Raw genomic sequence first — 11,836 nt, 5'->3', positions numbered from 1 at the left:
GGCAACAGGGTAAGTTCATCTTTTGTCTCACCTTTTAATTTGCTACCCTATCCATACGCACAATAAGGCTATTGTACGTATGCAAATTAATAATAAAGGAGAGTAGCAATGTCATTCGAATTACCTGCACTACCATATGCTAAAGATGCTCTGGCACCGCACATTTCTGCGGAAACCATCGAGTATCACTACGGCAAGCATCATCAGACTTATGTCACTAACCTGAACAACCTGATTAAAGGTACCGCGTTTGAAGGTAAATCACTGGAAGAGATTATTCGCAGCTCTGAAGGTGGCGTATTCAACAACGCAGCTCAGGTCTGGAACCATACTTTCTACTGGAACTGCCTGGCACCGAACGCGGGTGGCGAACCGACTGGAAAAGTCGCTGAAGCTATCGCCGCATCTTTTGGCAGCTTTGCCGATTTCAAAGCACAGTTTACTGATGCAGCAATCAAAAACTTTGGTTCTGGCTGGACCTGGCTGGTGAAAAACAGCGATGGCAAGCTGGCTATCGTTTCAACCTCTAACGCGGGTACTCCACTGACCACCGATGCAACTCCACTGCTGACCGTTGATGTCTGGGAACACGCTTATTACATCGACTATCGCAATGCACGTCCTGGCTATCTGGAGCACTTCTGGGCGCTGGTGAACTGGGAATTCGTAGCGAAAAATCTCGCTGCATAATAACTGATGGCAAATGCAGCATTGCCTGATGCGCTTCGCTTACCATGCCAACACGGATGAGTCGTTAACATCGCATCCGGCAAGATAAATCGCACGTTGCCAGCAACTGTAACGCAGAAGGTTATCCTTCTGCGTTTTTGTTTAATTAGCTGTTGGCAACGCAAACTGTTTCAGGTTGTTTTCTGGCTGACATAAACACCAGCAATAATGCCAGTCCCGCGACAATCGCCCCCATCACCGGCACAAAACTGTATCCCAGCCCAGCGGAAATTACCGCACCACCAGCAGCTGCTCCCAGCGCATTTCCAAGATTAAAGGCACCAATATTGACTGATGAAGACAGACCTGGCGCTTCACTGGCGACACGCATCACGCGCATCTGTAACGGCGGTACGACCGCAAAGGTTGCAGCTCCCCACACCACCATGCTAATAGCTGCGCCGAACTCATTGCGGGCCAGGAACGGGATTGCCAGCATAATCACCATCAGCAACAACAAAAAGCCTTTCAACGTGCTGTTAACTGAACGATCTGCCAGTTTGCCGCCGAGATAGTTACCGATAGAGAATCCGACACCAATCAGCACCAGCATTGCCGTAACGAACACCGGTGTTGCGTGGGTAATACTTTGCAGTACCGGAGAGATATAGGTGTAGAGGGTAAACATTGCACCAGCTCCCAGTACCGTCGTCAGCAATGCAGACAGCACCTGCGGACGCATTAATACCGCCAGCTCTTTTTTCACTTCAGGTCGCGCCCCTGCGCCACCTTTAGGTAATGAGAAGAACAGACTTACCATTGAAATCACTCCCAGCCCCGCCGTTGCCAGAAATGACATCCGCCAGCCGATGGTTTCACCCAACCAAGTCGCCGCCGGTACGCCACCGATATTTGCCAGGGTTAACCCCATAAACATAGTGGCAACTGCGCTGGCCTGTTTATGTTTTGGCACCACGCTTGCTGCCACAACTGAACCCAAACCAAAAAATGCTCCGTGATTCAGGCTGGTCAAAATGCGTGAAAGCATGAGAGTCATATAATCCGGCGCGATGGCGGAAAGTACGTTGCCGAGCGTGAAAATCGCCATCAGGAAAATCAACGCACTGCGGCGAGCACGATGAGAAAGTAGAAGCGTCATCAGCGGCGCGCCAACCATTACGCCAACTGCATAGGCACTGATTAACATTCCGGCAGCGGGAATCGAGACATCCACACCGCGCGCAATGACGGGCAATAAGCCCATTGGCGAGAACTCCGTTGTCCCGATACCAAACGCGCCAATCGCCAGCGCCAGCAACGGATAGTTAATTTTCATGCCTTATCTCCACCTCTTCGCGTCATTACGCGATATTCATTAAAGTGGCGAAAGCATGACAGCAATCACAAAAAAATGAAAATAACAAAAAGAGAAAACACTTTTGCCATTTTGCTAACAAACAGGAAGGAGATGCGAGGGAGAACGCGCTCCCTCGAGAGGAAATCAGTGCAGCGCGGCAGTCAAACCCACGGCCACGATCAAACCGAGGACGATAATCGTTGTTACCAGTGAAAATTTAAGGTCGGTGCTCATCAAGTTTTCTCCTTTTTTATTACCACACAAAAAGTGATATTACGCATTTTTACACACTGTGATGAAAAAATCTCCCGTCATTTATAATGATAAGTGTTTTTACCACTTCCCCTTTTCGTCAAGATCGGCCAAAATTCCACGCTTACACTATTTGCGTACTGGCCATTGACCCCTTCCTGACGCTCCGTGTCGTTTTTCCGGCGTACCGCAACACTTTTGTTGTGCGTAAGGTGTGTAAAGGCAAACGTTTACCTTGCGATTTTGCAGGAGCTGAAGTTAGGGTCTGGAGTGAAATGGAATGGCAACAATAAAAGATGTAGCGAAACGAGCAAACGTTTCCACTACAACTGTGTCACACGTGATCAACAAAACACGTTTCGTCGCTGAAGAAACGCGCAACGCCGTGTGGGCAGCGATCAAAGAATTACACTACTCCCCTAGCGCGGTGGCGCGTAGTCTGAAGGTTAACCACACCAAGTCTATCGGTTTGCTGGCGACCAGCAGCGAAGCGGCCTATTTTGCCGAGATCATTGAAGCGGTTGAAAAAAATTGCTTCCAGAAAGGTTACACCCTGATTCTGGGCAATGCGTGGAACAATCTTGAGAAACAGCGGGCTTATCTGTCGATGATGGCGCAAAAACGCGTCGATGGTCTGCTGGTGATGTGTTCTGAGTACCCAGAGCCGTTGCTGGCGATGCTGGAAGAGTATCGCCATATCCCAATGGTGGTGATGGACTGGGGTGAAGCAAAAGCTGACTTCACCGATGCGGTCATTGATAACGCGTTCGAAGGCGGCTACATGGCCGGGCGTTATCTGATTGAACGCGGTCACCGCGAAATCGGCGTTATCCCTGGCCCGCTGGAACGTAACACCGGCGCAGGCCGCCTTGCCGGTTTTATGAAGGCGATGGAAGAAGCGATGATCAAGGTGCCGGAAAGCTGGATTGTGCAGGGCGACTTTGAACCCGAATCTGGTTATCGCGCCATGCAGCAAATCCTGTCGCAGCCGCATCGCCCTACTGCCGTCTTCTGTGGTGGCGATATCATGGCAATGGGCGCACTTTGTGCTGCTGATGAAATGGGTCTGCGTGTCCCGCAGGATGTTTCGCTGATCGGGTATGATAACGTGCGCAACGCCCGCTATTTTACGCCGGCGCTGACCACGATCCATCAGCCAAAAGATTCGCTGGGCGAAACGGCGTTCAACATGCTGTTGGATCGTATCGTCAATAAACGCGAAGAACCGCAATCCATTGAAGTGCATCCGCGGTTGATTGAACGCCGCTCCGTGGCTGACGGCCCGTTCCGCGACTATCGTCGTTAATCACCCGTTGCGGGAGTCTCTTCCGGCTCCCGCAGCCACTCCTTATTCAGCGTCTCACTATCGCCGAGATACTCAAGCAACCAGGTTAACGCAGGCGACATATCATTTTGCTGCCATGTCAGACAACATGCCGAATCCGGGAAGGGGTTTTCCAGTTCTAGTGCTACCCACTTCCCCTCATTAAGCCACGGTTTGGCGAAATGTGTTGGCACCATCCCTATGCATAATCCTGCCGAGATACAGGTTGCCGATGATTCCCAGTCAGGCACGACAAGTCTTTTTTGGTTATCCAGCAACCAGGTAATACGTTTAGGTAGCGTTCGCGAGGTGTCTTCGCGCACCAACGACGGCCAGTTGCGCAACGTATCATCGCTGAACGGGCCATCCATCAACGCCAGCGGGTGGTGACTGGCAACAACGCAACTCCAGCTTAGCATCCCCATATCCCGGAAGGCATAACGACCGCCTACCGGAATCGCGCGTGTTGCGCCAATCGCCAGTTCCACGCGCCCGTCGGAAAGCGCATCCCAGACACCGTTGAACACTTCCTGAAAGACAAGAAGTTCGACATCATCAAAATGGCGATAAAAATCAACGATCATCTGCCGTGTACGTTCTGGCCTGACAATATTATCCACTGCGATAGCTAACTGACCGCGCCAGCCGTTCGCTATCTGCTGACATTGCTGCCGGGTGATCTGCATTTTTTTGACAACAGAGCGCCCTTCTTTGAGAAACCACGCCCCGGCAGCGGTCAGTTCCACATCACGGTGACGTCGTTCAAACAGCGGCACCGCCAGCCACTCTTCCAGCTGACGCACGGTATAGCTGACCGCAGAAGGAACGCGATGCAACTCCTGTGCCGCAGCGCTAAAACTACCATTACGCGCTACCGCATCAACAACTTCGAGTGAATATTCTGACCACATAGTCTGCCTGCAAAATTTTTGAAACCAGTCATCAAATATTACCGTTTCACAACACTAATTTCACTCCCTACACTTTGCGGCGGTGTTTAATTGAGAGATTTAGAGAATATACATGCAACCTGGGAAAAGATTTTTAGTCTGGCTGGCGGGTTTGAGCGTACTCGGTTTTCTGGCAACCGATATGTATCTGCCTGCTTTCGCCGCCATACAGGCCGACCTGCAAACGCCTGCGTCTGCTGTCAGTGCCAGCCTTAGTCTGTTCCTTGCCGGTTTTGCCGCAGCCCAGCTTCTGTGGGGGCCGCTCTCCGACCGTTATGGTCGTAAACCGGTATTATTAATCGGCCTGACAATTTTTGCGTTAGGTAGTCTGGGGATGCTGTGGGTAGAAAACGCCGCTACGCTGCTGGTATTGCGTTTTGTACAGGCTGTGGGTGTCTGCGCCGCGGCGGTTATCTGGCAAGCGTTAGTGACGGATTATTATCCTTCACAGAAAGTTAACCGTATTTTTGCGACCATCATGCCGCTGGTGGGTCTATCTCCGGCACTGGCTCCTCTGTTAGGAAGCTGGCTGCTGGTCCATTTTTCCTGGCAGGCGATTTTCGCCACCCTGTTTGCCATTACCGTGGTGCTGATTCTGCCTATTTTCTGGCTCAAACCCACGACGAAGGCCCGTAACAATAGTCAGGATGGTCTGACCTTTACCGACCTGCTACGTTCTAAAACCTATCGCGGCAACGTGCTGATATATGCGGCCTGTTCAGCCAGTTTTTTTGCATGGCTGACCGGCTCACCGTTCATCCTTAGTGAAATGGGCTACAGCCCGGCAGTTATTGGTTTAAGTTATGTCCCGCAAACTATCGCGTTTCTGATTGGTGGTTATGGCTGTCGCGCCGCACTGCAGAAATGGCAAGGCAAGCAGTTATTACCGTGGTTGCTGGTACTGTTTGCTGTCAGCGTCATTGCGACCTGGGCTGCGGGCTTCATTAGCCATGTGTCGCTAGTCGAAATCCTGATCCCATTCTGTGTGATGGCGATTGCCAACGGCGCAATCTACCCGATTGTTGTCGCCCAAGCGCTGCGTCCCTTCCCACATGCAACTGGTCGCGCCGCAGCGTTGCAGAACACTCTACAACTGGGTCTGTGCTTCCTCGCAAGTCTGGTAGTTTCCTGGCTTATCAGTATCAGCACGCCATTGCTCACCACCACCAGCGTGATGTTATCAACAGTAGTGCTGGTCGCTCTGGGTTACATGATGCAACGTTGTGAAGAAGTAGACTGCCAGAATCATGGCAATGCCGAAGTCGCTCATAGCGAATCACACTGATCTATATCGATATACTTATACTTAGGCTGCTAACAAAATTTTGTTGTATGATTGAAATTAGCGGCCTATACTAATTTCGAGTTATTAAAGCTACGATAAATATTATGTTTTTACGGGGACAGGATCGTTCCCGACTCACTATGGATGGTCATTTCGGCAAGGGTTCCTCCTTTCCCTCTGTTCTACGTCGGATTATAGACTCGCGGTTTTTTCTGCGAGATTTCTCACAAAGCCCAAAAAGCGTCTACGCTGTTTTAAGGTTCTGATCACCGACCAGTGATGGAGAAACTATGAGTTCATCGTGTATAGAAGAAGTCAGTGTACCGGATGACAACTGGTACCGTATCGCCAACGAATTACTTAGCCGTGCCGGTATAGCCATTAACGGTTCTGCCCCGGCGGATATTCGTGTGAAAAACCCCGATTTTTTTAAACGCGTTCTGCAGGAAGGATCGTTGGGGTTAGGCGAAAGTTATATGGATGGCTGGTGGGAATGTGACCGACTGGATATGTTTTTTAGCAAAGTCTTACGCGCAGGTCTCGAGAACCAACTCCCCCATCATTTCAAAGACACGCTGCGTATTGCTGGCGCTCGTCTCTTCAATCTGCAGAGTAAAAAACGTGCCTGGATAGTCGGCAAAGAGCATTACGATTTGGGTAATGACTTGTTCAGCCGCATGCTTGATCCCTTCATGCAATATTCCTGCGCTTACTGGAAAGATGCCGATAATCTGGAATCTGCCCAGCAGGCGAAGCTCAAAATGATTTGTGAAAAATTGCAGTTAAAACCAGGGATGCGCGTACTGGATATTGGCTGCGGCTGGGGCGGACTGGCGCACTACATGGCATCTAATTATGACGTAAGCGTGGTTGGCGTCACCATTTCTGCCGAACAGCAAAAAATGGCTCAGGAACGCTGTGAAGGCCTGGATGTCACCATTTTGCTGCAAGATTATCGTGACCTGAACGACCAGTTTGATCGTATTGTTTCTGTGGGGATGTTCGAGCACGTCGGACCAAAAAATTACGATACCTATTTTGCGGTGGTGGATCGTAATTTGAAACCGGAAGGCATATTCCTGCTCCATACTATCGGTTCGAAAAAAACCGATCTGAATGTTGATCCCTGGATTAATAAATATATTTTTCCGAACGGTTGCCTGCCCTCTGTACGCCAGATTGCTCAGTCCAGCGAACCCCACTTTGTGATGGAAGACTGGCATAACTTCGGTGCTGATTACGATACTACGTTGATGGCGTGGTATGAACGATTCCTCGCCGCATGGCCAGAAATTGCGGATAACTACAGTGAACGCTTTAAACGGATGTTTACCTATTATCTGAATGCCTGTGCGGGTGCTTTCCGCGCCCGTGATATTCAGCTCTGGCAGGTCGTGTTCTCACGCGGTGTTGAAAACGGCCTTCGAGTGGCTCGCTAAAGGCTATTCTATCGCCCCCTCTCCGGGGGCGATTTCAGATCAGGCTTCTGTACCTGGTTGATTCATGGCATTTTCTCGTGCCGCCAGCACTCGTTCTACCGTATCTACCACTGCCTGAGTTTGTGGATCGATTTCAATGTTGACGCGTGCGCCAAGTTTTTTCTTCCCAAGAGTCGTGCGTTCCAGTGTTTCCGGAATTAAATGGACGCAAAAACGCGTTGGCGTGACTTCGCCGACGGTCAGGCTAATACCGTCGATGCCAATAAATCCTTTGTACAGAATATATTTCATCAACTGACTATCCTGGACTTTAAACCAGATCTGGCGATTATTTTCCGAGGTTAATATTTTCGCCACTTCAGCGGTGGTCATAATATGACCTGACATTAAGTGTCCGCCAATTTCATCACTGAATTTCGCCGCACGCTCAACGTTTACCCAATCCCCCACTTTTAAATCGCCAAGATTAGTAATGCGTAACGTTTCTTTCATCAGGTCAAAACTGACATGGTTGCCGTTAATTTCCGTCACGGTCAGGCAGCAACCGTTATGCGCCACGGACGCACCGGTTTCCAGGCCGTCCAGCATGTGGTCGGGTAACTCCACCACATGCGTGCGAAAATTTGGTTTCTCGTCAATCGACACCAGTTTTGCGGTGCCCTGTACAATCCCCGTAAACATACTTACAACTCCTGAAATCAGTTAAGACATTCTGTTCAGCACAATAGCAGGTGGCAAACGCCCTTACCAGTGAAGGGGTAAGAATGACTATTTTTTCACTGGAGAATTAATAAATCCTCGCTACAATAGACTGAATTTCCCCTGCTTCTTCTTTTTGCTGCCCATTCAGGCGGCTTTTTAGTCTCTCATATAACTACAAATAAAAGGTGTTCACGTGCAGAAGTATATCAGTGAAGCGCGTCTGTTATTAGCATTAGCAATCCCGGTGATTCTCGCGCAAATCGCCCAAACTGCGATGGGTTTTGTCGATACCGTGATGGCGGGCGGCTATAGTGCCACCGACATGGCGGCGGTCGCTATCGGTACTTCTATCTGGCTTCCGGCGATCCTCTTTGGTCACGGACTGTTGCTGGCATTAACGCCGGTTATCGCGCAATTAAATGGTTCCGGTCGACGTGAGCGCATTGCGCATCAGGTGCGACAAGGTTTCTGGCTGGCGGGTTTTGTTTCCGTTCTCATTATGCTGGTGCTGTGGAATGCAGGTTACATTATCCGCTCCATGGAAAACATCGATCCGGCTCTGGCGGACAAAGCCGTGGGTTATCTGCGTGCGTTGCTATGGGGCGCGCCGGGCTATCTTTTCTTCCAGGTTGCCCGTAACCAGTGTGAAGGTCTGGCAAAAACCAAGCCGGGTATGGTGATGGGCTTTATCGGCCTGCTGGTGAACATTCCGGTGAACTATATCTTTATTTACGGTCATTTCGGTATGCCTGAGCTCGGTGGCGTTGGTTGTGGCGTGGCTACTGCTGCGGTGTATTGGGTCATGTTCCTTGCCATGGTTTCTTACATTAAACGCGCCCGCTCGATGCGCGATATTCGTAACGAAAAGGGCACTGCGAAGCCCGATCCTGCGGTTATGAAACGACTGATTCAACTCGGTTTGCCAATTGCGCTGGCGCTGTTCTTTGAAGTAACGCTGTTTGCCGTCGTGGCTCTGTTAGTGTCTCCGCTCGGTATTGTTGATGTCGCAGGACACCAGATTGCCCTGAACTTTAGTTCACTGATGTTTGTGCTTCCAATGTCGCTGGCGGCAGCGGTAACTATCCGCGTAGGTTATCGTCTGGGTCAGGGCTCAACGCTGGATGCGCAAACCGCTGCGCGGACCGGGCTTATGGTGGGTGTCTGTATGGCAACCCTGACGGCCATTTTCACGGTTTCACTGCGGGAGCAAATCGCCCTGTTGTACAACGACAATCCCGAGGTTGTAACGCTGGCTGCGCATTTGATGTTGCTGGCGGCGGTATATCAGATTTCTGACTCTATCCAGGTGATTGGCAGTGGGATTTTGCGTGGTTATAAAGATACGCGTTCCATTTTCTATATCACCTTTACGGCTTACTGGGTGCTGGGCTTGCCAAGCGGCTATATTCTGGCACTGACCGATCTGGTCGTTGAACCTATGGGGCCAGCAGGCTTCTGGATAGGCTTTATTATTGGCCTGACGTCGGCAGCCATTATGATGATGCTGCGTATGCGGTTCCTGCAACGTCTGCCGTCAGCCATCATTCTGCAACGAGCGTCCCGCTAATAAAGACAAGGCGCAACCTTAACGGGTTGCGCCTGTATTTTTACGCAGACTGGAGCGTTGCGCCAATCCCGTCTTCGTCTGGCTGTAGTTTCAGTGCGTTACACAGAGTTTGCCGACTGGCATCTGTTATCTCAACGCGTATATCCCCGGTAACTTCCCCTTTCACATTGATGAAGTCAGGTGAAATTTCTTTCGCACTGGTTTGCAGGCAAATCGCTCCCTCTCCGCGCAGGCGTTTCACTTTCAGTTGCACATGCGTTGCCGCACCAGTGATCAGCCACAGTTTTCCGCCATTCAGATTGATGTTACCAACAATGAAAGTGACACTGTCACCTTTTACCGTACTGCCGTCGAGAATCAATACACCGCCCTGCTGTACAGTAATCGTTGATTGTTGCAGATCTGCGCCATAGCCAATAATCATTGAAGCGCCGTCCAGTAATGCAACACTCCCGGTCAGTTCAACCGGTGCGCGATCTTCCTCTACGACAAAATTTTCGTCCGCGCTGGTGGGTGACAACAAGATCACTGTCCCACCTTGTATTACCGCGTTTTCCAGCGTACCAGCATGCACTTCAGCCCGACCACCTACATTAACGGACAAGTTTTGCGTCTTACCGGAACTGTAGAGCTGAAGACCATCCGTCCCCAGACAATAAGTGGATCCATTCTCAACAATAGTGTCAGAGTCTTCACCACCAAGATTATTCATGGTGCCACCAGCAAGCAACGTATCATTGGCTTTCCCCGCCAGCATAAAAACGCCGCCCTGATTAATCTCACAATTGCTGGCTTCCCCACCTGGATACACCAACAATTCACCACCTTCATCTACCAAGACCGCTGAGGTTGTCCCATTGACCAACAGGCCTCCCTCTTGATCGAGAATGATTTTTTCCGCGCGATGGCCTTCCAGTACACGCAGGTTACCGCCATTTTCCAGCAACAAACCGCAGGCATAACCTTTATCAACGCTGAATTCACCTTCGGGATGGCGGCCATTAACCGTAGCGAGCGTAGAGAGACTAATTGCGCCTCCCTCGGACTGAACAATATCTGTGGCAATGGCACCGTCGCTGACCGATAGCGTGCCATTGTTGCCGTACTGTGTGCATTTGGCGATCCCACCGGTTGCCACTTTCAACCAGCCAGCCCCCGTGACCACGGTATTTTCGGCTCTTCCGCCAGCTTCAACAATTAACTCACCTTCAGTAAGTTGCGTCACGCCAATGACCTCGCCGGTCTTAACAATTTGCACGTTCCCGTCGCTCATCAAGTTTTTCGCATCAGATCCCATGATTTATTCCTTTGCTGCATCTGTGTGCCTTTATTGCTACCTAAGTGTAAAGGCTACGGAGGATTTATCCACGACAGATTTTGAGATGGTGGCAAACAACTCTGTTTAAACTCTGATACACAGATTATTGGGTTGTGTCAGATGTAAATGCGATCCTGAATAAAAATCGCCCTTGCAAATCAACAAAATATAGCCAATTTGCTTAAAAGCTCTGCAAACGGTCGAAATAGCGCAGAAAATTACGTTTTGCCTCTTGCCACCTTCCCACTCTGCCGCTAATATTCGTCCCCGTTGTCACCTACAACGTTGCGTTCATAGCTCAGTTGGTTAGAGCACCACCTTGACATGGTGGGGGTCGTTGGTTCGAGTCCAATTGAACGCACCATCCTGCGTCCGTAGCTCAGTTGGTTAGAGCACCACCTTGACATGGTGGGGGTCGGTGGTTCGAGTCCACTCGGACGCACCAGATTTTCTTAATCTGGTCTTCTCCTTTTTTCCCTCTGTTTCTTCTCTGTATCCAATACGTTAAAAGATTTACACTGTCTTCGTATGCGTTATCAGAAGGAGAATCGCTATGGCAACTTTGTTACAACTTCATTTTTCTTTCAATGGCCCATTTGGCGACGCAATGGCTGAGCAGCTTAAACCGCTTGCTGAGTCGATTAATCAGGAACCTGGTTTTCTGTGGAAGGTATGGACAGAAAGTGAAAAGAACCACGAAGCCGGTGGGATCTACCTTTTTACTGATGAAAAAAGCGCCCTTGCCTATCTGGAAAAACATACTGCCCGACTGAAAAATCTCGGCGTTGAGGAAGTTGTCGCCAAAGTTTTCGATGTCAATGAGCCACTTAGTCAAATCAATCAGGCAAAACTCGCCTGACAGAATTTAATCAAGGGCGGTTAGCGCCCTTTTCATCCCTGTCTGAAATTTCTCAAATTCTAAAAATCTCAACCAAACTTATCTGATAACACTAAATTCGAAAGAATGCGTACA

11 protein-coding genes and 2 tRNA genes are annotated in these 11,836 nt (G+C 49.9%); 8 read left to right on the top strand and 5 right to left on the bottom strand.

Annotation, left to right across the window (positions count from 1 at the left end; genetic code table 11):
* The first annotated feature begins 108 nt into the window (after positions 1–108).
* On the top strand, positions 109–690 hold the full coding sequence (gene sodB / locus ACJHYR_RS00550) for a superoxide dismutase [Fe] (protein ID WP_000007283.1): 582 nt from the start codon (positions 109–111) through the stop codon (positions 688–690).
* Between the two features lie 145 nt (positions 691–835).
* Here the strand turns inward: sodB and ACJHYR_RS00545 are convergent, their stop codons facing one another.
* Both ACJHYR_RS00545 and cydH read right to left on the bottom strand, forming a co-directional pair.
* Complete coding sequence (locus ACJHYR_RS00545) at positions 836–2,005, bottom strand: MFS transporter (protein WP_024229513.1); 1,170 nt, start codon at positions 2,003–2,005, stop codon at positions 836–838.
* 165 nt (positions 2,006–2,170) lie between these two features.
* Positions 2,171–2,260, bottom strand: a complete 90-nt coding sequence (cydH, locus tag ACJHYR_RS00540) for a cytochrome bd-I accessory subunit CydH (RefSeq protein ID WP_000102278.1) — start codon at positions 2,258–2,260, stop codon at positions 2,171–2,173.
* Between the two features lie 298 nt (positions 2,261–2,558).
* Here cydH and purR point away from each other — a divergent pair, with 298 nt between their 5' ends.
* Entirely contained in the window at positions 2,559–3,584 is a 1,026-nt protein-coding gene (gene purR, locus ACJHYR_RS00535) for an HTH-type transcriptional repressor PurR (RefSeq protein WP_000190982.1), read from the top strand.
* Here purR and punR read toward each other — a convergent pair.
* Positions 3,581–4,513 (bottom strand): DNA-binding transcriptional activator PunR, encoded by a 933-nt coding sequence (gene punR, locus ACJHYR_RS00530; protein WP_000269493.1) that lies wholly within the window; start codon positions 4,511–4,513, stop codon positions 3,581–3,583. The genes purR and punR overlap by 4 nt on opposite strands.
* Before the next feature lie 112 nt (positions 4,514–4,625).
* Here punR and punC point away from each other — a divergent pair, with 112 nt between their 5' ends.
* Positions 4,626–5,837 carry a purine nucleoside transporter PunC gene (punC, locus tag ACJHYR_RS00525; protein WP_001182362.1) on the top strand — a complete coding sequence of 404 codons (1,212 nt, stop codon included), beginning with the start codon at positions 4,626–4,628 and terminating at the stop codon, positions 5,835–5,837.
* 290 nt (positions 5,838–6,127) lie between these two features.
* Positions 6,128–7,276: a cyclopropane fatty acyl phospholipid synthase gene (cfa, locus tag ACJHYR_RS00520; protein WP_000098896.1), complete on the top strand. Its 1,149-nt coding sequence runs from the start codon at positions 6,128–6,130 to the stop codon at positions 7,274–7,276.
* 39 nt (positions 7,277–7,315) lie between these two features.
* Here cfa and ribE read toward each other — a convergent pair whose 3' ends face one another.
* Entirely contained in the window at positions 7,316–7,957 is a 642-nt protein-coding gene (gene ribE, locus ACJHYR_RS00515; RefSeq protein WP_000493947.1) for a riboflavin synthase, read from the bottom strand.
* Positions 7,958–8,171: 214 nt separating this feature from the next.
* Between ribE and mdtK the strand changes: the two genes are divergently transcribed.
* Positions 8,172–9,545, top strand: coding sequence for a multidrug efflux MATE transporter MdtK (gene mdtK, locus ACJHYR_RS00510; RefSeq protein WP_001174940.1), 1,374 nt, complete (start codon positions 8,172–8,174; stop codon positions 9,543–9,545).
* 40 nt (positions 9,546–9,585) lie between these two features.
* Here the strand turns inward: mdtK and ACJHYR_RS00505 are convergent, their stop codons facing one another.
* Positions 9,586–10,842 carry an AIDA repeat-containing protein gene (locus ACJHYR_RS00505; RefSeq protein WP_059328069.1) on the bottom strand — a complete coding sequence of 419 codons (1,257 nt, stop codon included), beginning with the start codon at positions 10,840–10,842 and terminating at the stop codon, positions 9,586–9,588.
* A gap of 308 nt (positions 10,843–11,150) precedes the next feature.
* On the opposite strand from ACJHYR_RS00505, the gene ACJHYR_RS00500 reads away from it, so the two are divergent.
* From ACJHYR_RS00500 to ACJHYR_RS00490, 3 genes are all read left to right on the top strand, one after another.
* A tRNA-Val gene (locus ACJHYR_RS00500) sits at positions 11,151–11,227 on the top strand.
* Between the two features lie 4 nt (positions 11,228–11,231).
* Positions 11,232–11,308: transfer RNA gene (locus ACJHYR_RS00495), tRNA-Val, on the top strand.
* A 108-nt stretch (positions 11,309–11,416) separates the two neighbouring features.
* The gene (locus tag ACJHYR_RS00490; protein ID WP_000212678.1) at positions 11,417–11,722 is read left to right on the top strand and encodes a monooxygenase; all 306 of its coding nucleotides are present in this window, start codon (positions 11,417–11,419) and stop codon (positions 11,720–11,722) included.
* Positions 11,723–11,836 lie beyond the last annotated feature (114 nt).

The organism is Escherichia sp. WS1450, assembly GCF_046487395.1.
GTDB classification, from domain to species: domain Bacteria; phylum Pseudomonadota; class Gammaproteobacteria; order Enterobacterales; family Enterobacteriaceae; genus Escherichia; species Escherichia coli.
Note: the sequence above shows the minus strand (reverse complement) of the source record. Positions and strands in the feature narration are given on the sequence as shown.